Origin of the sequence: Vibrio sp. 1CM8B, assembly GCF_023161685.1 — a bacterium.
Classification (GTDB): Bacteria; Pseudomonadota; Gammaproteobacteria; order Enterobacterales; family Vibrionaceae; genus Vibrio; species Vibrio coralliirubri.
In genome coordinates, this window is the sequence record NZ_JALNTU010000003.1 from 1 (window position 1) to 23,467 (window position 23,467).

The 23,467-nt window shown below is 43.5% G+C and carries 20 protein-coding genes; 10 read left to right on the forward strand and 10 right to left on the reverse strand.

Translation table 11 applies throughout. From position 1 onward, the window contains the following. Positions 1 to 377: 377 nt before the first annotated feature. Positions 378 to 1,196, reverse strand: coding sequence for a hypothetical protein (locus MSG36_RS06610; protein ID WP_248366770.1), 819 nt, complete (start codon positions 1,194 to 1,196; stop codon positions 378 to 380). Positions 1,197 to 1,704: 508 nt separating this feature from the next. Between MSG36_RS06610 and MSG36_RS06615 the strand changes: the two genes are divergently transcribed. After that, positions 1,705 to 3,087: an MATE family efflux transporter gene (locus tag MSG36_RS06615; RefSeq protein WP_116870692.1), complete on the forward strand. Its 1,383-nt coding sequence runs from the start codon at positions 1,705 to 1,707 to the stop codon at positions 3,085 to 3,087. 95 nt (positions 3,088 to 3,182) lie between these two features. Here MSG36_RS06615 and MSG36_RS06620 read toward each other — a convergent pair whose 3' ends face one another. Further along, positions 3,183 to 3,725 carry an MSHA biogenesis protein MshA gene (locus MSG36_RS06620; protein WP_248366773.1) on the reverse strand — a complete coding sequence of 181 codons (543 nt, stop codon included), beginning with the start codon at positions 3,723 to 3,725 and terminating at the stop codon, positions 3,183 to 3,185. 438 nt (positions 3,726 to 4,163) lie between these two features. Further along, positions 4,164 to 5,219 (reverse strand): DUF1254 domain-containing protein, encoded by a 1,056-nt coding sequence (locus MSG36_RS06625; RefSeq protein ID WP_050646387.1) that lies wholly within the window; start codon positions 5,217 to 5,219, stop codon positions 4,164 to 4,166. A 403-nt stretch (positions 5,220 to 5,622) separates the two neighbouring features. Here MSG36_RS06625 and MSG36_RS06630 point away from each other — a divergent pair, with 403 nt between their 5' ends. From MSG36_RS06630 to MSG36_RS06660, 7 genes are read left to right on the forward strand one after another with little or no spacing between them, the layout of a single operon-like run. Continuing rightward, positions 5,623 to 6,591 carry a MoxR family ATPase gene (locus MSG36_RS06630; RefSeq protein WP_248366775.1) on the forward strand — a complete coding sequence of 323 codons (969 nt, stop codon included), beginning with the start codon at positions 5,623 to 5,625 and terminating at the stop codon, positions 6,589 to 6,591. 14 nt (positions 6,592 to 6,605) lie between these two features. Continuing rightward, a complete protein-coding gene (locus MSG36_RS06635) occupies positions 6,606 to 7,538 on the forward strand; it encodes a DUF58 domain-containing protein (protein ID WP_248366777.1) in 933 nt (310 codons plus the stop codon). A gap of 19 nt (positions 7,539 to 7,557) precedes the next feature. Further along, on the forward strand, positions 7,558 to 8,097 hold the full coding sequence (locus MSG36_RS06640) for a DUF4381 domain-containing protein (RefSeq protein WP_248366779.1): 540 nt from the start codon (positions 7,558 to 7,560) through the stop codon (positions 8,095 to 8,097). Continuing rightward, positions 8,090 to 9,115, forward strand: a complete 1,026-nt coding sequence (locus MSG36_RS06645) for a VWA domain-containing protein (RefSeq protein ID WP_248366781.1) — start codon at positions 8,090 to 8,092, stop codon at positions 9,113 to 9,115. Before MSG36_RS06640 ends, MSG36_RS06645 begins: the two co-directional genes overlap by 8 nt. Beyond that, positions 9,108 to 10,088: a VWA domain-containing protein gene (locus MSG36_RS06650; RefSeq protein ID WP_248366784.1), complete on the forward strand. Its 981-nt coding sequence runs from the start codon at positions 9,108 to 9,110 to the stop codon at positions 10,086 to 10,088. Before MSG36_RS06645 ends, MSG36_RS06650 begins: the two co-directional genes overlap by 8 nt. Continuing rightward, entirely contained in the window at positions 10,082 to 10,801 is a 720-nt protein-coding gene (locus tag MSG36_RS06655) for a hypothetical protein (protein ID WP_248366787.1), read from the forward strand. The genes MSG36_RS06650 and MSG36_RS06655 overlap by 7 nt, the downstream gene beginning before the upstream one ends. Next, positions 10,788 to 12,164, forward strand: a complete 1,377-nt coding sequence (locus MSG36_RS06660; RefSeq protein ID WP_248366790.1) for a BatD family protein — start codon at positions 10,788 to 10,790, stop codon at positions 12,162 to 12,164. Before MSG36_RS06655 ends, MSG36_RS06660 begins: the two co-directional genes overlap by 14 nt. A gap of 59 nt (positions 12,165 to 12,223) precedes the next feature. On the opposite strand, the gene MSG36_RS06665 is transcribed toward MSG36_RS06660, so the two are convergent. The 5 genes from MSG36_RS06665 to MSG36_RS06685 all read right to left on the reverse strand — a co-directional run bounded on the left by MSG36_RS06665 (position 12,224) and on the right by MSG36_RS06685 (position 17,437). Beyond that, positions 12,224 to 13,174: a LysR family transcriptional regulator gene (locus MSG36_RS06665; RefSeq protein ID WP_054541129.1), complete on the reverse strand. Its 951-nt coding sequence runs from the start codon at positions 13,172 to 13,174 to the stop codon at positions 12,224 to 12,226. 141 nt (positions 13,175 to 13,315) lie between these two features. Further along, positions 13,316 to 13,942 (reverse strand): LysE family translocator, encoded by a 627-nt coding sequence (locus MSG36_RS06670; protein ID WP_048615283.1) that lies wholly within the window; start codon positions 13,940 to 13,942, stop codon positions 13,316 to 13,318. A 109-nt stretch (positions 13,943 to 14,051) separates the two neighbouring features. Continuing rightward, positions 14,052 to 14,693, reverse strand: a complete 642-nt coding sequence (locus tag MSG36_RS06675; protein WP_086967941.1) for a trimeric intracellular cation channel family protein — start codon at positions 14,691 to 14,693, stop codon at positions 14,052 to 14,054. A gap of 94 nt (positions 14,694 to 14,787) precedes the next feature. Then, positions 14,788 to 16,356, reverse strand: a complete 1,569-nt coding sequence (locus MSG36_RS06680) for an amidohydrolase family protein (protein WP_086969395.1) — start codon at positions 16,354 to 16,356, stop codon at positions 14,788 to 14,790. A gap of 319 nt (positions 16,357 to 16,675) precedes the next feature. Beyond that, positions 16,676 to 17,437 (reverse strand): hypothetical protein, encoded by a 762-nt coding sequence (locus MSG36_RS06685; RefSeq protein ID WP_050646396.1) that lies wholly within the window; start codon positions 17,435 to 17,437, stop codon positions 16,676 to 16,678. A gap of 290 nt (positions 17,438 to 17,727) precedes the next feature. On the opposite strand from MSG36_RS06685, the gene MSG36_RS06690 reads away from it, so the two are divergent. Next, positions 17,728 to 18,213, forward strand: coding sequence for a DUF3299 domain-containing protein (locus MSG36_RS06690; RefSeq protein WP_248366793.1), 486 nt, complete (start codon positions 17,728 to 17,730; stop codon positions 18,211 to 18,213). 147 nt (positions 18,214 to 18,360) lie between these two features. Further along, positions 18,361 to 19,278, forward strand: a complete 918-nt coding sequence (locus MSG36_RS06695) for a LysR family transcriptional regulator (protein WP_048612554.1) — start codon at positions 18,361 to 18,363, stop codon at positions 19,276 to 19,278. 93 nt (positions 19,279 to 19,371) lie between these two features. Here MSG36_RS06695 and MSG36_RS06700 read toward each other — a convergent pair whose 3' ends face one another. Together MSG36_RS06700 and MSG36_RS06705 are read right to left on the reverse strand one after the other, a co-directional pair. Beyond that, positions 19,372 to 21,438: a carboxylesterase family protein gene (locus tag MSG36_RS06700; RefSeq protein WP_248366795.1), complete on the reverse strand. Its 2,067-nt coding sequence runs from the start codon at positions 21,436 to 21,438 to the stop codon at positions 19,372 to 19,374. Between the two features lie 197 nt (positions 21,439 to 21,635). Beyond that, positions 21,636 to 23,270 carry a hypothetical protein gene (locus MSG36_RS06705; RefSeq protein WP_248366798.1) on the reverse strand — a complete coding sequence of 545 codons (1,635 nt, stop codon included), beginning with the start codon at positions 23,268 to 23,270 and terminating at the stop codon, positions 21,636 to 21,638. Positions 23,271 to 23,467: the final 197 nt, after the last annotated feature.

Below are 23,467 nucleotides of genomic sequence, written 5' to 3' on the forward strand. Positions count from 1 at the left end.
AGTGCGCTTAATGTAGGTATTATTTGAAGTAGTCATAATTCGTCCTCAATGTGTAAACACATTTCAGGACGGGACAAAACATAACAAAAAGGCGAACCAAATGGTTCGCCTTTTTGTTGTCTGAAATTCAAGGTAAACAAAGGCATTGACCTTACCGTAAGGGAAAGGTTTAAGGTTGAACTAAACCAACACTGAATTAGGAATCAATTATGGGATGTTGTAACAAAGCGCCAAAAGGTGGTGCCCCTCTTGGCTTACTTCTAAAAGTCACGTTTGGGATTGGGTTATTTGTGTTTCTACTGGCTTTGTGGCAGTAGGATCTGCTTTAAAAACGACAACTCTATACGTCGATCAAAGTTGTTCTTGAAATCGTTTTTTCAGGCATTTACTAGCGAGTCACTAAACTTCTCTTTTAGTTGGTCGCTGAACGCATCAAATGTGTCAGTAACTGACAAAACCATATCAAGCTGCTGAGGAGACCCACCCTCACAAGCTAAAACAAGTCTTAACTGTTCTTTTGATAGGTACTTAGTAAGCGTAGACAGTAACTCTTGACGTGTTTTGAGGTTAGCAACAATGAAACCCCATCTCGTATCACTTCTGATTCCGTTGAGTACATTCTCATAAGAAAGATGACGTTGGATTTGTTCATTGTACTCAGTTAGTACTGCATTTCTGTGCCATGCATAGTACTTTTTTACACACTCTAGATACTTAAAGAACGTCTCATATACATCGACTTTCTCTCCATGATGCTCTAGAAATTGTTTTGCAGCTGATTTCCAATCTTTGTATTTTTTAAGATCATCAATATAGAAGTAAAAGCTAACGTCCCTAGTTTGTTTTTTGAAGTCTCTCGATATAACCCAGTTTGCTTCAACAATCTTGACATGAAGAATATAGTTTCTTAGTCCCTGTATAAACTCATGTATGCCTGAGTTACCGAAGATCTCTAAGCGTGTTTCATTTGATTTTTCAACGGAATACTTTTGTGAAAACCGTCTAAAATGATCAACAAGTGCCATTGTTACTGCAGATGCACTAAAAATAGACTTTCTAACATCTAACTGCTTTTGTTCCAGCTTTTGTTGATTAGCAGGATACCAAAAGTCTAACTTTGTTGTTTCATGGCTAAAAGAGTTAATGCTATTCAATACATCGTTGTAGCATGCTTCCAATACTGTTACACAATCCATTAATTCTTCGTGCCTTTGCCACAATATCGCACCCTCAGTGCACTTTAGAATTTGTTCTGTTTCCGAAAAATTTCTGAAATACGCATGTCGAATCTCATCAGTACTCCAAGCAGGTTTATTTATATCCAACAATTTAAAATTGACCTCAAAATACCTAACAGCGGTTACACAGAGTAATTCTGTCCAATTAATTATGCCACCAATTGTACTAGCTTTGGTTTGTCCATAACAATCAGCGATACTGTTTTCTTAGTGATTAACATAGCAAATAGGAAATTTAAGGACTGAATAGGATTCAAATAAAAATCAACAAGTTGCGTACAATCACACTGTAACTGCACTGTGATAAGTAGCTACTCTGGATCGTCAAATTACGCTCAATCAATCCAATGCTTGACCCTATACGGTAAGGTGTTTATATTGTCGCCCGCCCAACGGGGCACATCCTAAAATGCACACCGGCCATCCTGCCATCATTCGTGTATTTATATTGGTGTTGTGAACTTCCATGCTAACGAAACTTCGTCCTTTTACTCGTGAATCGGGTGCGCTTATGCATCTTTCGGTTCCAATCATTTTGACTCAAATAGCTACCCAAGCGATGGGATTTGTCGATACGACAATGGCTGGCCAAGTAAGCCCTGCTGATCTTGCCGCTATTGCACTCGGCACTAGCCTTTGGATTCCCGTGTTGCTGTTGTTACGTGGTGTGATTATGGCGTTAACGCCTGTAGTCGCTTACCACCGTGGCGCTCGCGACTTTCAGAGTATCTCTGTCGAGTTTTTCCAAATGGTATGGCTTGCATTAATTGCTAGCGTACTGCTTATCGCTTACTTGGTGAGTGCTAAACCAATCTTAGAATGGATTGGCGTAGCCGCTGAGATCATCCCAATTGGCAGTGACTATGCGTTTGCCCTAGCCTTTGGTGTACCGGGTATTGCTCTGTTCTACACCTTGAACGGCTTCTGTGAAGGGATGAACAACACCAAAGTACCGATGATCATTTCGGTAATTGGTTTGCTGATTAACATTCCAGTCAACTACGTGCTTATCTACGGTAAGTTTGGCTTCCCTGAAATGGGCGCTGTGGGTTGTGGCTGGGCGACAAGCTTGGTGTATTGGCTAATGTCGGGCATGCTGTATTCCTACATTAAAGGTCATCACCACTACAAGACGATTATTAGTTTTACAGACGCTAAGCCAAAAGCAAAAGAGATGCTTCACCTTCTAAGGTTAGGTTTGCCTATCGGAATGAACATCGCGGTATGTGGCAGCATCTTTGCGGTTATCGCATTGATGATCGGCCGTATTGGTGCCGAGAATGTGGCAGCGGCGCAAATCGCTCTCAATATATCGAGCCTAACTTATGTGATCCCGATGAGTATCTCGTTTGGGATTACGATTCGTGTTGGACACGCTTTGGGTGAAAAAGATGAACTTGGCGCGATTGAGCGCAGTAAAGTCGGTATTTTGGTGGCGGCATTAATCTCATTGCTTTCGGTAGCGATGTTCCTACTGTTCCCTGAATTAATCATTAGGCTTTACACCACTGACCCAGTAATCAGTGCAACAGCGGCAGTGTTATTGACCTTTACCGCTATGTACCAATTCAGTGATGCTCTGCAAACCTCTGCAAATGGTGCTCTGCGTGGCTATAAAGATACCAAGATCCCGATGATCTTAGCTATCGCTTCATACTGGGGCTTAGCGTTACCACTGGGTATGGTGTTGGGCTTAACAGATCACATTGTTCCTGCAATGGGTGAAGAAGGCTTTTGGATTGGTATTCTAACGGGCTTAAGTGTGTCAGCAGCTCTCATGCTACTTCGCTTACGTTACGTGATTAAGAAACGTGACTTGCCACCAGCAGATGCGGTAACGGCAAATTAAGAGAAACCAATAAACTGATACAAAAAAGCGCGTTATTGCCATTGGCGATAACGCGCTTTTTATTCGAAGTCTAAAAATCAGTTACAGGATTCGGTTTAACAATTGTTGTTCACAATACGAACTGTACACTCACATCCTTCATCAGGACATTGGCTGCCATTTGTTCGGCCAAAAGAGTCATAAAGAACAAAGCAACCTTGGCGCGTCTCTAGATCCGCATCCGTTATGTTCGTGCTATCTAATTCAGCTTGGGTAAAGTCGTAGTCATACCCAATCACAGTGTGTCGATTACCAAAATCAGAAGTTAAGCTGTCATCATCTGATAAGGTCATAAAATCGATCATCGTCAATTTGTCGCCCGACTCCCCTCGGCTTTCCGGACAAAGTGTGCCCCAGTCAACCTCAACACTGCCGATACCAAAATCGATCACATAGTTGCTCTGATCTCCTGGGTTTGATGCATCAGGGTTAAGCCCAGCGATAATAGCTTTAGACGTTACCTGTGTGATTACTCCTTCCATTGCACCCGCAACACCCTCAAGTACCGCTTCTCTTGCTGATTCTTGGATATTAAGAAACCTCGGCGCTGCTGTTACAGCAATAATACCGATTATCACGATCACAACGATTAATTCCATTAACGTAAAGCCGTTTTGCTTCATAACACCCACATCAACTGACAACTACAGATACAATTACTGAATGAACTATCAATAACTATACATCGTGATTAGGATTCATAAAACTCAACGGCTATCAGTTTTTATAAAATTGGTATGTGGTGTTTGTTCTATCTAGAGGCTGCAAAGATAACTGGAAGCGTTGTCACATAAGGTGTCAGCGGGTTTAAATTCGAACAAATGCGTGGTGCAACTGAAAGTATCGATGGAAGAAGGTTTAATTGATTTATTTGAACTGAGGCACGCTGCGTATAACCAAAGTTAGACCATTTTTTGACTTGGTCTTTCTGTTTCTCCACCTAAGAAAGCAAGAAACAAAATAGAACCCATAAAAAAACGCGCTACTACCATGGGTAATAGCACGTATCTATCAATCGTTATACGACTATCGCAACATTAGTTCACAGCTTTAACGTAAGGAAGCACTCGGAATCCATCACGTACTTTTTGGCTTGGAATGTAATGACGGAAAGCTAAGTTAAACACACCAGAGTCGTTTTCTGTTTTGATGTTGTTTACAGCATCATCACCACAACCAAAGCTTACTGTGTAAGTGCCATCTGCATTTTTCTCAGCCGTGTTTGAGCTTACGTTCGCCACTTCACCAAACATGAAACCTTGCTTGTTGTAGACAGTTACCGACCAAAACGCTTGGTTTTTAGGGTCATCAAAGGTTGCCTGATGACAAGTGTCTGCCGGGAAGTTGCCAGAGACTTCATAAATATTGTCATCTAACTGCGCGCCACCCCAACCGATAGCCGCACCCACTGCGTACTTCTCTTTGGTAAACATCTCTTTTGAAGCATCTTCAGGGCTGGTAAACATACCAAACGTCGCCTGAGCACCATCGCGTTTTAGTAGTTTTGGCATTTCCATCTTAAGGTTTTTCTCTACCTCATCGAATGATTTCTCATCCACTTGCATTGCCATGAATTCGCCGTCTGCTTTTGCATCAATGCTCATCTGATCTTGGATTTTATGAACTTCATCTTTGGTGAACGTCGCATCAGTACGAACGATGACATACACGTGGTCGCCACTGTGAGTAGAAAGATCAAACGTACCAGAACCGTATTGCATTGGCTGAATGCGGTGGTCTTCTGTAATCACCTCCATCGACATGTATTTGCCTTCAGGAATCTCAGGTAGCGTAATCGTCGCGCCTTGTGAAACGTTAATCACAGCCATTGAGTAGTAAGTGTCTCGGTTCATTCGAACCACAGGCTGTTTATCGGTTGGCGTGAGTTCGCGTTTGTGTAGGAATTTATTAACGCCAACAAGCTCTTGGTTTTTCAAATATTGGCGTGACGTTTCGTACACCGCGTAATTGTCGACGGTAGTCACTTCACCATCGGCATTGAAGAACTCTGTCAGAGTTGAAACTTCTTCGGCTGCGTAAGAAGAAAGAGAAACTGCGCTTAAACCTAAAACTACTAATGCTAATTTTTTCATTGTTGACCTCTAATAAAATCGATAACGCTAAATCAATACATAGTCCATTTGTTTTTGTTCGAACAGTTAGTTTGTTAACCGCTCAACTTGTGAACAATGTTATCAAGGCAGCATAAATTCACAAATGACATCGCCGTATAAGAGATATGCAGCGAAGTAATGTTACTTATCAACCTTTATTCTTGATTAAAATACAAACAATACAGTAGCCTATTTATAGACCATGCAATTCAGTATTTCCAAGGTGAGTCTTTAACAAAGATATGTTGATCGCGTATGTCGAAATTATTTTCGACTACCCTTAGCAAAGGTGATTTAAATAGTTGCTTTAACTAACAATATTTATCTTTTCGCCATCTGGTGACCTGAATCTCACTTGATTAATTAGTCAATAGGTAAGCAAATGAACCCAACGTTAGACTCTATAAACCAACTAAAGCAGCAGATGGAATCCTCGGTAATTGGCCAGCAGCATATGGTCGACACATTACTGGTTGCGCTACTTACAAATGGTAATGTTCTGTTAGAAGGATTACCCGGAACAGCAAAGACTCGTTCTATCAAATCATTGGCTTCTGCTCTAGAAGTTGACCTTGGTCGTGTTCAATTTACGCCGGATCTTCTTCCTTCGGACGTAACAGGCACAGAGGTTTATCAAGACGTTGATGGCAAACCGACGCTTACCTTCCAACCGGGCCCAGTTTTCAACAATCTATTGCTGGCGGACGAGATAAACCGCTCCCCAGCAAAGGTACAAGCTGCATTGTTAGAAGCGATGGAAGAGCGACAAATCACAGTCGCTGGCAAGACTTACAAACTGCCTGACCTATTCATGGTTTTAGCGACACAAAACCCGGTTGAACAAGAAGGGACATACCCACTGCCAGAAGCGCAAATGGACAGATTTATCATGAAAATAAATCTCGATTATCCAGATGCGGATGCCGAAGAGCAGATCATTAAAATGGTTCGAAGTGAGGAAAAACCAAGCACTGAGAAGCCCGCACCCATTGATCCTCAATGTATTTTTGATGCTCGTGATCAACTGCGCGACGTACATTGTAGCGACGCGGTTCTTAAATACATTGTCGCGATTGTGGTGGCAACAAGACAACCCGAGTTGTACCCAGAATCTCCCCTTTCACAGTGGATTGGTGTTGGTTCAAGCCCACGTGCAACCATCGCGTTAGACAAATGTTCAAGAGCGATGGCATGGCTAAACGGTAAGGACTTTGTCGACCCTGATGATGTTCGTAAAGTGGTTCATGGGGTTCTGCGTCACCGCCTGATTCTGTCTTACGATGCACTGGCTGAAGGCATCAGTTCAGACCGAGTTATCGATGAGATTTTGTCTCAAGTTGCAGTAGCGTAACGCGAGAGGTCACCATGGAGACGAAACCAACACTTGATCCCGATATCTATACCGATCTAAAGGCATTGCGATTGTTGAAATACAAAGCGCATGGCTTTGACTTTCTGCCTAATCAGCCAATCAACAGTGCGTTAACAGGTCGCCATGTTTCGAAGCTACGTGGACGTGGGTTGAACTTTGAAGAGATGCGTCACTACCAGATTGGTGACGATATTCGCACTATGGATTGGAAAGTGACCAATAGAACGGGCAAGCCACACGTCAAAATATTCTCTGAAGAGCGCGAGCGTAACGTTTATGTCATGGTCGATCAGCGCACTAGCATGTTCTTTGGCAGCACAGGTCGAATGAAATCTGTAGTTGCTGCAGAAATCGCAGCTTTGATCGCTTGGAAAGTCATAGACAGTACCGATCGTGTGGGCGCCATTATTTATAACGACAGCACTGCTCTGCCTATTTCACCGCAACGCAGCACAAATCACGTACTCAAAATACTCAATGAGATTGCGAGTAAGAATCAGCAGCTCAAAGCGGGAAAGGCGCAAGACACACAATCCAATTCGTTCGCTAAATTGTTTCATCAGGCGCAGAGGTTGGTTAAGCACGATGGGTTAGTGATTTTGATTACCGATGGCTACGGCTATAACGAACGTAGCGAAGAACAAATCAAGGCTTTGTGTCAGCACAACGATGTGGTGTTGTGTCATGTTACCGACCCTCTTGAGCATGATTTAGCCACGCTTAATAAGATGGTACTCAGCGACGGGCAATTGCAATTATCCGTATCAGGCCAAGAAGTACAGTTACGCGATGCGTTTGCCAAAGATGTGCTTAAAGCCATAGATAATTTCACGGCAGTGGCGAAGAAATATCGAATCCCTGTATTGCCCTTCAACACCGTCGATCCAACCGATGTTCAGCTTAGAAAAGCACTCGGCGCGAGTTAAATAACTGAGAATGCAGACTATGACGATTAACACTGGGCTTGAGCCTTTACAGCCAGAGAACGTGAATCCATTGATGGCCTCTTTGTCTGAGCCTTCTTTGCCAGAAAGTATCTCGTGGCTACCGAATGCACCAGGCTGGTACTGGCTGCTCTTGTTGCTGTTTTGCTTCGCTTTATATCGTGTCTATTTAGTTATTCAAAAGTACCTAGCAAACACATACCGACGCGCTGCCTTGGTAGAACTCGAGCAACTCTCTTTGGAGGCTCAGTCTGGCGACATTTCATCATTTCAAAAGCTACCACAACTGCTACGAAGAACCGCATTGTACGCCTTTCCTCGTACAGAGGTCGCCCCTTTAACTGGTACAGATTGGGAAAAATGGTTAGACGACCATTGCACTAATCGCCAATTTTCAACCGAGTTCTCTACATTAGAACTTTCAGGCGTACTTGCTCAACTCGCCTACTCTTCAGCAGCGACATTAACGGAAGACAAACGAAACGCCATCATGGAGAACGTTGCACTTTGGATAAAGCATCACGAGGTGTCACATGATTGAATTTGAATACCCGATAGCGTTTGTACTGCTCTGTTTACCTTTTGCCGTGTATTGGTTATTGCCTGTTTACAAAGAGTCAAAAAGCGCGATTCAAGTACCCTTTTTTGATCGCCTGATTGCCATCTCTTCACAGGAGCCCTCTGAAACCGCGGTTAAGATGAGCCGTCGTAAAGTGCAATGGCTATTGGTCATTATCAGCTATCTCGCTTTAGTCGTCGCGATTGCGAAACCGATGTGGGTAGGCGAACCAATCGAACAAAAGAAATCCGCTCGTGAAATTATGGTCGCACTGGATCTGTCAGGTTCGATGTCAGAAGAAGACTTTGCCGATAAACAAGGCAACAAACACGACCGTTTAACCATTGCAAAGCAGGTATTGCGAGAGTTCGCAGCCCAGCGAGAACATGACCGCTTAGGGTTAATCTTGTTTGCCGACTCTGCGTATGTTCAAGCGCCCTTTACTGAAGATATTGACGTGTGGCAATCGCTACTCGAAGACGTTGAGCTTGGTTACGCCGGATTTCAAACTGCTTTTGGCGATGCGATTGGCTTATCAATTGCCGTATTCGAACAAGAACAGAGCCGCCAAAGAGTGATGATCCTGCTAACCGATGGTGATGACACAAGCTCGAAAATGCCTCCTGTCAAAGCCGCGGAAATCGCAGCCAAATATGGCGTGAAGATTTACACCATTGCTATTGGTGACCCGAGTACCAAAGGTCGCTACAAGATGGATCTTCCAACATTGGAGAAGGTATCAGCCGCAACTGGCGGGCAGATGTTTCATGCCATGGACCGAAAGCAACTCGAACAAGCTTACGCAACGATAGATGAACTAGAACAGCAAGAGTTCGAGCTTTTATCTCACCGTCCAAAACACAGCTTGCACCACTATGCATTTGGCGTGTGTCTGGTGAGCAACCTATTCGCTGCCTTAATCGTGTTTGGTGCAAATCTGCGTCGTAGAAAAGAAATAAAGCGCGTTATTCGCCGTAGAGAGGAGCTAACCAATGACTGATTTTAATACATTGTTTGGTGGCGATATCACCCAGTTTCATTTCATGCGCCCATTGTGGTTGTTAGCACTGGTCCCGTTCGTGTTGTTTTATCGCGCACTCGTTCAACAAGAGGATTTGGTCGCGCAGTGGCAACCTGTGATGTCTAAAAACATGGTGGAACATCTGTCTCTCAACCAAAATCGAGCGCGTATGGTTTCTCCTAATCGATTGTTTTTGGTGTTTGCGGTTCTCGCCACGCTCATTATGGCGGGTCCAACCTGGCAGCAACAACCTTCACCATTTTTTGAAGACAATTCCGAGCTGGTGATCGCCTTGGATGTCTCTGATTCAATGAATAAAACCGACATTCAGCCGTCACGATTAGAGCGCGCAAAACAGAAGATCAATCAGCTCGTTGAACTGCGAGGTGACGCAAAAACTGGTTTAGTCATATACGGCGGCAGTGCCCATGTCGCTATGCCTGTCACTAAAGACAAAGAGTTAACGCGATACTTCCTCGATGTATTGGATGGAAGCTTGCTGCCAGATAACGAGAGCAGACCGGCTTCGGTGTTAAAGCCAACGCTCGAGCTAATCTCACAAGCAAAAGCACCATCAACGGTTTTGATATTGACGGACAAGACCAATGACCAAGCGATAAAAGAATTCACTAAAGCGTTTGAACAACAGCAACACCAAGTGATCGTTTGGGCGATGGGTGAAAACCCACAAAGTGGCGGAAATGGCACGGCAGGTTTAACAGAAACTCAACTGGCTTCACTGTCACAACTGGCGCAAGCAGGTCATGGAAACATGGTTTCATTCACCCACGACGCTAGCGATGTAGAAGCGGTTTATCAAGGCATTCAAAACAACCTGTTTGCGGTCAGCGATAACGCCCTACCTTGGTTAGACGCGGGCTATTGGTTGCTGTTCTTGTTACTGCCGATTCAATTGATGTGGTTTAGAAAAGGGTGGACGCTACAGTGGTAAATAATAAACAGGTAGTGAATTATGAGTTCGGTAATCTGACGAAGCCAACCTCTTCGACTCCGAACCAATCCAGTCGTTTAGCTTGGTTATCCAAACTTAAGCCAATGCACTTGTTGCTTGTGCTTATTGCAGGAAATCTGATTTGGGGAATTGCCGATAAGCACTCATTTTTTGATTTTTGGCTATCCAACGATCAACACGCTTATGTCGAGTTCAAGCAAGGTAACTACGCGCAAAGTGCCGCTCTGTACGATGATCCAACATGGAAAGCCTACAGTCGTTATTTGTCAGGTGATTTCCTTGGCGCGATTGACCAATTAAGCCCACAAAAGAGTAAACAAGGTGGCGAACCGGCAGAGCTGACTGATTTCGCTAAGTTAATCATTGCGAACAGCTACGCTCATACAGCTCAATTTGATAAAGCCACGGCGCTTTACAACGAACTGTTGAACAACGAAACGTATTCAGAACAAGCGACAAACAACTTAGCCGTTGTGGAAGCTGCGATAGAGAAGATTAAGAACACACCACCGACAAAACAAGATTCAGAAAAAGTCATTGATGATAGGAAATTGGTCGACGACGAACCAAAAGAAGGGAGTCAGAAGGAGCTCGTGATCTCTGACCAAGTTTGGCTAAAACAGGTCAGACAAAATCCATCTAAGTTTCTAAGACAAAAATTTCAGCAGGAATACAGCAATGAACAAAACTAAATCGACAATCCGAGCATTCGATCTTCTAAAATATTGGTTTGCTGTCTTATCCGCGATGATGCTTTTAACTTCAATGCCTGCCAGTGCTACTAACCTAGCCCAGCTTGTCAGTGACGGTGAACTGAAGCTGAACGTTGAAATTAAAGCTCAAGATGTCGCTGTGAAACAACAAGTCGCACTCGACGTTGAAGTATTGAGTACCCGCCCCTTTCAAGAAGAGTTGGCATTACCTTACTTAGATATACCCAACACGGTCGTAAAGAAAGATGAGCAGAAAGTCGCTCGTTCAGCACACACAATTGAAGGAATTAAGTGGTTTACACAAAAAGCACGCTATTACTTGTACCCAATGCAAGCTGGCGAGTTTACTGTTCCTGAATTGAGCATCCCTGTTAGTGTAGAGCTTACTAGCGACAACGTTGTTGAAGGTGCGATCCAATCGCAACCCATTAACTTTACATCCCAAATGCCCGTGAGCAACATTGATACAGACGCGTTGATTGTGAGCCCAAATGCTGAGCTTTCAATATCAACCGATCGTCCGTTAACCGACGAGTTCGAAGTTGGCCACGCGGTCACTGCCACGTATACGTTGAGCGTGGCAAATTCACACATGATGTTGCTGCCGGAGATCAATATCCCAGACATTTCCGGCGTTGAGTTGTATCGCAAGCCAGCAGTCAAAGAAAACGTGTTTAATCGCCTGAATAAAAGCAATACCGCGACACTCAAACAACAGGTAACGTTAATTCTTCAAGAACAAGGGAAAGTCGTCTTACCAAAACAGACCATGACATGGTGGAACACAAAGACCAATCAGCTGGAATCGTTAACTGTAGAGCAGCAAACGCTTCAAGTCGGTGACGCAAAGTTATTAGACTCACTAAGCAACACTTTAGGATCGAGCGACGGGGCTCAAACCTTATCGAATTGGCTAAGCCAATATTGGTATTACTTGGTCATTGCGGGAATATTCCTTGCTGCGATTGCTCGCCTAGTCGGAAAGCATTTTATTGATTTAAAACGTTATTTTTTCGCACGCCAGCAATTGAATACCAAAAAGTTGAGTATTAAATTTTGTCGACACGTTGAAGAAAAGCAGTACAGCAAAGCGGTGCAAACTGTCTATGAGATTACGGGGCGAAAAACCTTGTCGAAAGGCACGCTTCAACTGCCTCTAGATTCTGACTCAAACGACATTTGGAAGAAGTTATTGAAGCTTGGCTACGCAAAAAATACTGAAGGCTCAGTTTCTTCCTCCCTCTCTGTTTCACTAACAGAAGCCAAAACACTGTTAAAAGCCATCAATGACTCGCCCAAAACACGAAGAACACCATTTAGTTTTAATTGGAATCTGAACTAAGCGGTGAACTTAACTAATCGGTCTACTTAACTAAGCTGCGGTATTAGAAAGACGTTGGCTCAACTATCACAAACAACGTCTTCAATAACGGACACGACTAAGTTCTTGAACCATTGATGGGCTGGGCTGGTAACGGTTCTTTTATGCTCAATCAAAAACAGTTCGAACATTAACTCGGGAACATTATCTAGAGAGAATATTGGCACTATCTTGTCGCCTATTCCCTCTAGTTCCGTCAATTTGTGGGTCGCAACCAAAATTGTATTCGAACTCTGCATCACTTCCACCAAAGTAAGAAGCTGTCCGCTTTTAAATGCAATATCTCTCTGCATTCCATTCTTAACTAAGTAAGTATCTACAGGGTGTTGCAGCCCGTAATTCGAGCGAATATCGAGCGTGAGATCGACAAAACGAGATTCGAGGCACTGCTCAAGCGTGACATTTTTCGCTTTCGCTAAAGGGTGATGTTCAGAAACATAAAATACCGGATAGATCTGGCCAAGACTCACGTATGGAAATTCGATTGGATTACTCGGGGCTTCGATGTGAATGGTAAAATCCACATCTCGTGACAGCAGTTGGCTAGTAGGCGTTTTTGCAATCGGATATTCGATAAGACTGGCGTTTGGCGCATCGTGCATGAAGCGTTCAGCAAGGGGCACAGAAAGCATCCGACTCATTAATGGCGGTACAGAGACAACAAAGGTTTGAACACATTCAGCAGGATCAAACGCAGATTTCGTTACTAGGCTTCGCATCGCCAATAGCAACTCTTCTAAAGGTGCTTGCAGTTCTAGCGCTTTTTGCGTCGGCACTAAGCCATTAGACTCTCGATAGAACAGTGGGTCATCAAACAACTCTCGCAAACGACTTAAGGTACGACTCATCGCAGGCTGAGACAGATACAAAGTATTGGCAGCTCGCGTTACGTTCCTCTCTTTGATTAAAACACTTAACGACACTAATAAGTTTAGGTCCAACCGAGAAAGCTGTTGTTCGATAGTCATCATAAGACATGCATCCGAGTAATATCACTCGTTAAATAATTGCACCATTGTGACTAACAAACAAGTCTCTGTTTAAACGATGTCACTTATACGCAACTAAAAAGGCGAACTCATCGGTTCGCCTTTCTGTTTAAAGAATCGTATTTATCGATTTATCGCCAAATATGAGCCAGCAGCAATCATTATTCCACCAGCACTTTGGTTTAACCTTTTATGTGCGCGTGGCGTTTTCAACAAACCTGCCATTCTGCCCGCGCCTACAGCGATAAGCATTAAACCGGACATTAGAGCAACAGATGCTAGCGCAGAAACCAAGACAATATCTTGTGAGCGCAGAACAGTCAGATCAATGAAAGTCGGCAAGAACGAAATATAAAACAGAATCACTTTAGGGTTTGATGCTGAAATCAAAAAGCCTTGCGCGAAACTCGCGAGTTCAGATTTCTGACTCTGTTTGGCCGCAAGCTCCGCAGAGCCTTGCACTTCAGGCAGGCTCTTAAACATCTTGTAGCCCAAGTAAATCAAATAAGCTGCACCAACGTAGCGAATCACCTCAAACGCAATCGACCAATTCTCGGCAATCGTTGCTAGACCGAAACAGGCAAGCGCAAGGTAAATAAGATCACTGCATATCATACCTAACGAAAGCGTGACGCACTTTCGCCATCCTTGAACCATAGCACGAGCTAAAATGGCAAATACGCCAGGCCCCGGCGTAATACCAAATATAAACATGGCAATAAAGAATGTAATCGCACTTTCTAATGACATTGGACTGTCCTTTTCTATAACCCAACATAATTGATCATGAACGTATCATGCTGTCTTGAGTCGAGTAAAGAAAACGATCAATGCCAGTGAAATAAAACGGAAACTGGTTTTAAACTGGATTCAATGTCGCCCATTTTGGAACAGCAAGTTGTTTACTAATCGACAGGTGACGTATGTAAATAACAAGGGCAATAGAAACAATCGCACTCACATCGGTATATTGTGGCAGCAACACCAGTGTAGTCGCATGTAATGTACACCCTAATGCAACAGGGATTGCGTAAAGCTCTTTTGATAACAGTAGCGTCGGACGTTGAATCAATACGTCCCTTATAACCCCTCCTCCCACGGCCGTAATAATACCCAACATGATTGGACCTAGCGGTAGCCCGAAACCTAAGCTCCATGCTTTTTCAGTACCTTGAATCGCAAACATGGCGATAGCAATTGCATCGACATAAAGGTTGATCGTATGAAACCACCGCTTCTTCAAAAACGAAACACAGATAAAGCCGATTAAGCTACTCACAACCGCAATCCAGACATAATACAGTTCCTTTGACCAAAACACGGTCACATCGAGCAATACATCACGTGTGCTGCCTCCCCCTACTGCTGTGATTACACCCAATACCACCACCGTGAAAATATCCGTCTTTTTTTCACTCGCTGCCAAAACCGCAGAGAACGCGAAGGCAGCAGTGCCAAGGACAGAGATAGTATTTATGAGTTCCGTGGTTGTTACGAACATTTGATGACCTTTTAGATGCTAATTTGGTGATAAAAAAACAGACGTGAAACCGAAGTTGTCGCGTCTGCTTTTATTAACGTTTGTTTAGGTAGTTTTATTTGGTAACGCTATTACGCACCGCTTTACCCGGGTAAACATTTGGCAGCACTTTAGAGTCTTCTACGACTACTGTACCGTTAACCACAACATAAGGGATACCTGTTGATGGCAAACCTGGTTCTTTAAGTGTCGAGTTGTCCGTTACCGTTTCAGGATCAAACATCGTGATGTCAGCATCAGCGCCCACTTGAATACGACCCTTTTGGCTCATTTGGTTAATACCATTGTCTTGCAAGAACTTAGCTGGCATGTAAGACATTTTAGAAACCGCAGACATCAATGGCATCAGGTTGTCCTCACGAACCATTTTCAATACTCGAGCTTGAGTACCAGCGGCTCTTGGGTGCCCTTGTAGACCTTCATAAGACGTATTCCAGCTGTAAGCCATCATTCCGTTCTCTTTCATCAGTGGGAAAGCATCACTACCGACAATTGTTGACTCATGAGCGAGCGCGTTTTTAAGGTCTTGATCCGTTGCACCGTAGAACATAACACTCGCTTGAGGGTTCTCTTTTAGTAATTGCTCGTATCGCTCTTTGGTTAGAGGTTTCATTGTTTCTGTTTCAATAATATCTGAGTAATCTCGTGCCATATTACGCTGGTAGTTTTCTGGCTCTAGGTAGTCAGCCGCTGCAATGGTTGCACCATAGTTATATGGGTAGATCTCTGCTGCGACGTTCATGCCTTTTGCTTTTGCATCATCCAGCATCTTAAGTGCGACCGGTGTTTCATTGAGAGTTTGCTGGTGCATGTGCTGAACCAACAACCCACCACCATAAATACCCACTCCAGATAGCATCTCTTCAATACCAATTAAGCCCGATGTTGGTGGAAGTTGGCTGGAGAATCGGCCGTGCAAAAACGTTGGAACACCGTATTCACCCGCAAGTCTCTGCCACTCTTTAGTTTCGATGGTCGTTGCCGCTTTAGACATGTAACCCACTGGAACACCGATACCTAAACCGCCATCTTTTAGCTCTTTATCGACCATTTCAGAAATCGTTTCTATTTGCTCTCTTGATGCAATCTTAGTCATTGAATCACCTGAAATCTTCGACGCTTTTGCCTCTTCGGTATCAAAAATATCGTTAATCATTGTACCCGTGCGTGTGTGGTAATCGTCGTTAAAGACTTTGGTACGAATACCCGCAGATGACACGCTCGCACCAAAGTTCGTTTGTGAACGGCCTTCCAATCGTTGATACCAATCACTCACTGGATAAGCGCCAACTTCTAGAGCCAATGGCGTTGTAACACCACTACGTAGTTGTAGCTTTTGCATGACTGGAATCGCAACAACGTGTGAGTGAGTATCAATAAAACCAGGTGCGACAACCAGCCCTTCCGCATCAATCATTTTATCGCCTTCGATAGCATCGCCAGTGATAGCGACGATCTTTCCATCTTCAACTGCGACATTGGCAACTTGGTCATAGCCCGTTTCAGGGTCCATAACTCGACCATTCATGATAACGAGATCGTAAGCGAAGACACTTGGTGACATTGCCACCAGCATTGCTAGGGCCGTACGTTTGATTTGAGTAGCTTTGATTTGCTTGTTCATAATGTTGACTCCAAAGGTAAATAAGTAAATTAAGTCAGCGTTGTCCGCCTCTTTGATTCGCATTATTGATGAACTTTGTCAGTCTGATAAATCACATAGGACGGACTCAACACATCCAAATCTCATCGAGTAGAGTAAGTTATTGATATTGTTAAGAACCCACATCTAAACACGGCTTACTTTGATGATAGTATTTTTGAAATTATTTAATTTTCTTAAATTCGTGTGAAAGTTAGCGGGTTACGCGACTCAATTAGTCACGCCACAAACGAAAAAAGGCAGCGCTATTAGCGCTGCCTTTCCGGTTATACATCAAAAGTTAGAAATAGAATTTGTAGTTAGCCCAAACAACCGTATCGTCGATATCAATAGAGCGAGTTTGGGATTGCATATAACCAGTGGTGTTATCGACTCTTAACTGCCCCCATCGAGTTTTATCGTTAGAGAAAGGCGTCGCAATCATTAATGTTGATTTAAGCATAGACGTTTCAATATCACCGTTTAAGTAATTGTACTCTGGCCATGCGCCGATGTAGGTACCATCTTCACCCAACTGATACATCATATAGAAAGCGGCTGATCCGCCGATCGCTTCTTTCTTGTCAGCATCAAACGACAACACTGACGCATCAGAATATTCACCTGCCAATACACCTAAGCGCGGGAATAGCTGGAGTCCTTTCACCCCGGTATCAATCGCTGCAACTCCGCCCAATGACGCAGAAGTAAACATCGAGTTATCAATAACGTCGAGCGATAGCGCAGCTCTTGGAACAATTTTGTTCTCTGTTGAAAAAACATGGAAATACTGAACTCGACTGTCAGAATATTTCCCCTGTTGAGTCATCGTTCCTTCGACGGTGAGCATGCCTGTCTGCCCATTATCAAAATGAAAGTCGCCAGATATTGAGCCCTTTACATCGCCTTGGTTACTCATACCAAAATACGCTGAAGTGCTCGTTTCCGTTAAGTCTGACGGGTTCGGCTCAGACTCTGCAGCGAATAGAGGCGCTGCTGCTAATAAAGGCGCTGTCGCTGCAATTGAAAGAATAGATAGTGAAAGTGTTTTGCGGTTAATCATCATATATACCTGTGTAAGTTAAGTTATCACCCTCCTATGAATGAGCGAACTGTTCGCCCTCGTTTCCGTACACCGATATTATTGAATGGAACTGATCTATCTAAAACTCCACTTGGACGGATGTAACACGTCCAAATAATAAATTCAGTTGCTCTGTTGATATTCCCTAATCCCCTCGATCAACAACCACAATAAGGACGAGTTTGATCCATCATTGATGATTCGTTTGATGATCCATACCACTTTAATATCGCTTGCATCCCCAACAGCAAAGATATTAAAGAGGCAACATGAAAAAGCTAACAACACTTGGACTATCAGTCGCACTTTTTAGCGCGTTCTCCGTTCAGGCAGACACCCAGGAAATAGAGTGGATTGATCTTGTACCAGCGCAAGAACAAGCCATGATCAGAGAAGCGACACAGCCTTTCCTCGCCGAACATTCTTGGGATATGCCAGAACAAAATAAGTTAGGCTCAGTAAGAAAAGAGCTTGATGGGCAACGTGTTAAGATTCCGGGATTCATCATTCCTCTTGAAGGTGATGATGAGATCGCTACTGAGTTTTTGTTGGTTCCTTATTACGGTGCCTGCATACACGTACCGCCACCGCCGACCAATCAAATCATCTATGTAAACTCTCCTAAAAATGTGAGCGCACAAGGGTTATGGGATACGGTGTATTTGACGGGAACCCTGAGAACGAAAGATACCTCGACAGACGTTGCCGATACGGGTTATCAAATGATTGATATCGAAATCGCACCCTATCAATAACAAACTCCTGTACCGCTACGCTCCAACCTCCCCCCAAATACCTATTCTGCCCAACTACTACGCACATCATAGTTGGGCATATGAATTACCTAATCCTACGAATATCTGATACGTTATACTTAATGGACTAACAATTGAGTACAACGTATGAATTTTAGTATTGAACAGTTACTCGCCTTTGTGACCGTTTACGAAGAGCGTTCATTCAGCAAGGCTGCAGCCCGATTAAACAAACACCGTACAACCACTGGCCAAGTCATCAATAACCTTGAAGACGTGCTAGCTGTTGAGCTATTTGAGCGCATAGGTCGCACAGTAGAACCGACTGAAGATGGTAAGCTTCTTTATCACTACGCTAAGTCTGCGATAGAGCAATCTCGTATCTTCGATAATATCGCACTAAGCCTCTCTTACGGTGGACTGGAAAGCATCAATTTTGCCTATCCAAGTATGACTCCACATCGCCTGCTCTCTTCCATACGAGCCCAACTAGACCAAGACTTTCCAAACATGAAGGTTAACTTTCTGGTGAGAACAAAGAGCCAGATTGAACAAGGCTTAGCAAGTGGTGATATTCACTTTGGCTTGGTGATGATCGACAAAGGCAAAGGTATGTACAGTAAGGACTCGACCTTTATTGGCCATATCGAGTTTTTGCCGTTTGTGAAAAAAGGAGGCAAACTCTCCCAGCTTTCGCCAACAGAAGCATTAACCGCTTTACGCAGCACACGTCAGTTCGTTTTGAGTGCGTTTAAAGATGAAGGCCTCAAAGAAAAGCTCTTAGTATCAGCGATACACGAAGAAGTTGATCAACTTGCCTTGGTTATAAAGTTGGTTCAAGACGAGCTCGGTTGGGCGTGGCTACCCAAGGTGTTGTCAGAATCACCCTATGTAACTGAAAGCTTGGAAACACTGGAGTTAGACCAACTGAAGATGGGAATGAAATTCTCGTTTGCTCTATGGAATCCACACTCAAAACAGATCATGGAAGTGAAAAAGTCGATCATGACAGCGACAGATGCCTACGTTGAACGCTTTATTGCACTGCAGAACCCATTGAATTAAAAGCGCTAAAGTAAGCATGGCATTGATGCATACTTGCTTATGATACAAACAAAAAAAGTGATCCTAATGGATCACTTTTTATTTGTTAGTTAGTTAAAGATAACTGGCGATGAGATTAAGGTCTTCTAGGCCATTTAATCGTCCATTTCGCAATACCGGGTCGACACCTTGCTGGAAGTAATTATCCCAGTCTAATTCTAGGTGGATACTGCCTTCATTATCTATCGACATAACACTGTCGGTCGCTTCACTATATTGGTAATCACTAAACAGCGCATCACTGAACCAAATTCGTGACAACTTGTTCATCAGTGCTTTGTCTTTCTTCGACGGCGATACTTCTTCACCATCCAATTTAAATGACTTGTTGAACACAAATGGCAGCTCTGAACCATTACAAGCTCCACTAATACAAGAGACGGTTTTTAATGCATCTGAAATATCGACGCTTCGCTCTTCGCCCTTGGTATTGTAAGCCCAAACATTGAAGCTCGGTTTGTAGTCAAACTGGTAAAACGTGACGGGTTGTTGAGACTGCTTTGCTTTAATACGTGATGGACCACTAAAGAGCATGTCGTTCATCATCATTTTGAACTGCCCCATATTTCGCATTGCATTATCAAGCTCACTTTCGTCATTTGGATAAAAGTCGGTAAGCGACAGTAGCTCGCTTGTACTGTTTCGATTTTCAAGTCCAAAATACAATTGACTCACCGCTTCGTAAGCTGATTTAGGCAATACGGCAAGCAGATCTTCCAGTTCAACTTGTACGGTGACTTCGCCATCTGCCGATGCAAATAGCGAATCAATATCTGTTGATGCCCCATCACTTTGCACCCAGTTTTGAATCGCATTAATCCAGTCTTGAGAGGTGGCGTTATCACTTTGCAGCTCTGGTGATTGTTCCAACACCAAATCGAGTATTTTAGGAATAAGAAACGTCAGAGTTGGCAACATACTCATCGCGTTCGAGTCTTTTGCGTTAACGCCGATTACCGTTGGAACGATAAAATCGGACTGATACGGTTGTGCTGCATTTTGACTGCACGCCCCGAGTAGAGATGTCTTTTCACACGCCAAATAAGGTGAGAAAGGCATTAAAGTCCCCATGGGTGTATGGTCTGCCTTGCCTAATGATATTGGTGAATATTCATTTACTAATGGCAGAATACTTTTAAGTAGCCAATCTTTGATACGCGTTGTCGGTGACAATAACGACTCTTGAGTGAGCAACACTTCTTCCAAAGATGCGTCAACAAGATCTAACTCGTCGTCTTGGCTCTTCGCAACATCGTAGCTTCGGTATTCAAAGCCATACGGATTACTTTGCATGATACTACGTTGAAAGTAGTCATTAGCCTGCCCTTCTTTCTCTGCTTGCTGCTGCAATATCGATACAGACATCGCGCCTGAACCTTGCCCCATCAGCGTGACATTCTGAGCGTCTCCACCAAATGCTTCTATATGTTGGTTTACCCACTCTAGCGCAGTTTGTTGGTCACCAATGCCGTAGTTGCCACTGTTGTTTTCGCCCTTAACCCAATGACTCCCCAATACACCCAATCGATAATTGAATGTAATGAAAATGAACGGGTTAGTCTCTGCCGATCCTTGAGCCACAATCGTGTCTCCATGAATAAGCTTGGCAGACCCCGAGCCGTACTCAAAGTCTCCACCGTGTATAAACAGATAGACAGGTAAACCATCCCCGCTTTGTGTTCCCTCTGGGCGCCATAGGTTCAAGTTGAGACAATCTTCAGACTGCGATTGATCTGTTGCCTTTAACTGCGGGCACGCATCACCAAACTCGGTTGCATTAATCGAGTTCTCTAAATAGGTCAGTTCACTATGGGTAAAACGATTTGCATGGCCAAATTGAATACCTTTAAAAGCTTCAATATCAACCAAGCTATCTTCGCCTTGAGTGTCTTGAATCAAAACAGATTCTTGTAATGCCTTTAGCGTCGCGTTGCCAACATTCGCGGTGATTGTTTTTGCCGGCAGCGGCATCAGTTGTGGTTGCTCTGGCGTGGTTCCTGAGTCTGAACTTTTGTCTGAACCACACCCGATAAGAAGTGAGGTAATGCCGAGAGTAAGTAACGTTTTATTATTAAAATGAGAACGCTGATTTCGTTTAGCTGCTGGGAATTTAAAAGTCATGGTTGAGCCTGCATTTGGTTATGTTTATTGCTTCACAATGCGAACTCCCTGCGCGTTATACTTTCCATTGATTCGTTGTTTATTCGGTATTCAGTTATCAGTGTTGGGTTAATGAAAGGAGTTTATGTCACAAAAACACATCCAGTTAATCTCCTATGACGGATGAAACCCTCTCCACAAACACTCACATCTCATGCTTAAAATCGATAGCCAAAATTGACCGTCATCGAATCTCGCGTTTCACCTTTGTTATAAAGAAAGGTCAAATTGTAGTTCTTACCTAATTGTTTATTCACACCCACCAAATACGCCCACTGAGATAAGCTCACACCAATGTCATAATCAAATTCCAAGTCACCCGCAACCACATGCCCTGCCATTCTCGAGTCCAAGCCTTGGTACTCAGCACCAACAAATAGTTGAGTACGATAATCAACGAGTTGATAGCCAAGCATAGGCTGAACAGTGACAATGCCATCTCCCCAATTGTCAGTGTCTTTTAAACGCGTTTTTGTATAACTGCCCGATACAGAAGCAAAAAATTCTTTATATCCCACGGACAAAGTTGTCCCTAAGCCCACGATGTCATACTCCAAACTCAACGGAATTTTCACACGACCCGTTTGGCAAAGTGCCGACAACTCACTACAAAATGCATCCCCAAGGTGTGGTAGTTTGTTGTTTAATTTATCTCGGAGAAACTCACCCGCCTCACCGGTGTATTCCGCATCAACTTGAGCATCGACGTTGATTTTTCCAACCAAACCATAAACATTCCAAAACGGTAATATATTGAGATCAGCTCTAAGCGTTAAACTTTCAGCATTAACAGCTCCGATGCTAGCGTAAGGGTCGAAAAGATCATTCAAGCCCACACCTTGAATCACGAAATCAGTGAATGGGATGTCCATGTTCTGGTTCCTGTACGCGACAGACACACCAAAAGGCAATGGCAAATCGATTCCTTGGCGGCGAACCATATCGCCCATCAAAGGAAACACTCGGTCTAGCACAACACTCTCTTCTCTCATTCGCGGATCCGACACTTGCTCAAGCATTTTGTGGTCTAGGACTGTCACCTCATTTTGCTCATCATAAATAGCAATTGGACGAATCATCGTGTTCATACGCACTGGCTTATCGCGCTTCTTACCTTCAACTTCGATGTGCTTACTGTCGATAATAAGCTTTCCTGACTCGAGTCTTTTAAAATCAAGTTGTTGTAAGTAACTCTCGATTTGGTATCCATTGAATTTAAACGGCTGATCGTTATAGATACTCATCGTCTGTGGCTGCCCATTAACGAGTTCGACTTTCACGCTTAAATGACGGAAGTACGAAATATCCTGGGGTAATGCATACTTTGAGTACTCAAAGAAGATATCGACACGACCATTACCATGATCCTTAGCTTTAACTGAATACGGGTCATAGCTCTCAGCGTAATGCCTCAGTCGATATTCAGTTCTGACAAATGCTTCAATTTCATCGATAACTTGCTCTTGTTCATCAAGGTCATCGGGATTGTATTTAATTCGCAGATCAATGTTGCCTTTGGTATCGGTGTTCTTCACTAAGAAGACTTTTGATTCACGAACGTTGTCTCCAACTACAATTTTACGAGTCGCATATTCAACCAAGTGCTCTCCTTGCATGAGAGAACTCATGGCCAACTTAGGAATGTCTTCACTGAGCGAATAACGTTTGAAAATCTCTTTACCAGGATGGTCAGCTTTCGACTCAGCTGATAGCGCTGAAAACGAAGCCCACCAAAATAACGGGGTTGCGAACAAAACGAGGGTTCTAAAGCTGAACAGATTAAATATTTTCATTATTTGAGTGCCAAATACTTCCACCAAATACCTAAAGCCATAGATAAGGCAGATTAAATTTAATGAGTGAACCCTCCTGTTCACCAAATCATAACGACCATCAAACCTTCGATATCAGAATGAAGCTTCTTTGGTATGGCTACATTTTACGGCCTATTTTCCCATCCCTTGAATCATGTATGATGGATCAAACCCGT

Coding starts and splice junctions, on each gene's coding strand:
- MSG36_RS06675 (WP_086967941.1), bottom strand. CDS start 14,693: ATGTTCGTAACAACCACGGAACTCATAAATACTATCTCTGTCCTTGGC.
- MSG36_RS06700 (WP_248366795.1), bottom strand. CDS start 21,438: ATGACTTTTAAATTCCCAGCAGCTAAACGAAATCAGCGTTCTCATTTT.
- MSG36_RS06680 (WP_086969395.1), bottom strand. CDS start 16,356: ATGAACAAGCAAATCAAAGCTACTCAAATCAAACGTACGGCCCTAGCA.
- MSG36_RS06695 (WP_048612554.1), top strand. CDS start 18,361: ATGAATTTTAGTATTGAACAGTTACTCGCCTTTGTGACCGTTTACGAA.
- MSG36_RS06650 (WP_248366784.1), top strand. CDS start 9,108: ATGACTGATTTTAATACATTGTTTGGTGGCGATATCACCCAGTTTCAT.
- MSG36_RS06645 (WP_248366781.1), top strand. CDS start 8,090: ATGATTGAATTTGAATACCCGATAGCGTTTGTACTGCTCTGTTTACCT.
- MSG36_RS06640 (WP_248366779.1), top strand. CDS start 7,558: ATGACGATTAACACTGGGCTTGAGCCTTTACAGCCAGAGAACGTGAAT.
- MSG36_RS06665 (WP_054541129.1), bottom strand. CDS start 13,174: ATGATGACTATCGAACAACAGCTTTCTCGGTTGGACCTAAACTTATTA.
- MSG36_RS06690 (WP_248366793.1), top strand. CDS start 17,728: ATGAAAAAGCTAACAACACTTGGACTATCAGTCGCACTTTTTAGCGCG.
- MSG36_RS06705 (WP_248366798.1), bottom strand. CDS start 23,270: ATGAAAATATTTAATCTGTTCAGCTTTAGAACCCTCGTTTTGTTCGCA.
- MSG36_RS06610 (WP_248366770.1), bottom strand. CDS start 1,196: ATGGATTGTGTAACAGTATTGGAAGCATGCTACAACGATGTATTGAAT.
- MSG36_RS06685 (WP_050646396.1), bottom strand. CDS start 17,437: ATGATTAACCGCAAAACACTTTCACTATCTATTCTTTCAATTGCAGCG.
- MSG36_RS06620 (WP_248366773.1), bottom strand. CDS start 3,725: ATGGAATTAATCGTTGTGATCGTGATAATCGGTATTATTGCTGTAACA.
- MSG36_RS06625 (WP_050646387.1), bottom strand. CDS start 5,219: ATGAAAAAATTAGCATTAGTAGTTTTAGGTTTAAGCGCAGTTTCTCTT.
- MSG36_RS06660 (WP_248366790.1), top strand. CDS start 10,788: ATGAACAAAACTAAATCGACAATCCGAGCATTCGATCTTCTAAAATAT.
- MSG36_RS06670 (WP_048615283.1), bottom strand. CDS start 13,942: ATGTCATTAGAAAGTGCGATTACATTCTTTATTGCCATGTTTATATTT.
- MSG36_RS06635 (WP_248366777.1), top strand. CDS start 6,606: ATGGAGACGAAACCAACACTTGATCCCGATATCTATACCGATCTAAAG.
- MSG36_RS06630 (WP_248366775.1), top strand. CDS start 5,623: ATGAACCCAACGTTAGACTCTATAAACCAACTAAAGCAGCAGATGGAA.
- MSG36_RS06615 (WP_116870692.1), top strand. CDS start 1,705: ATGCTAACGAAACTTCGTCCTTTTACTCGTGAATCGGGTGCGCTTATG.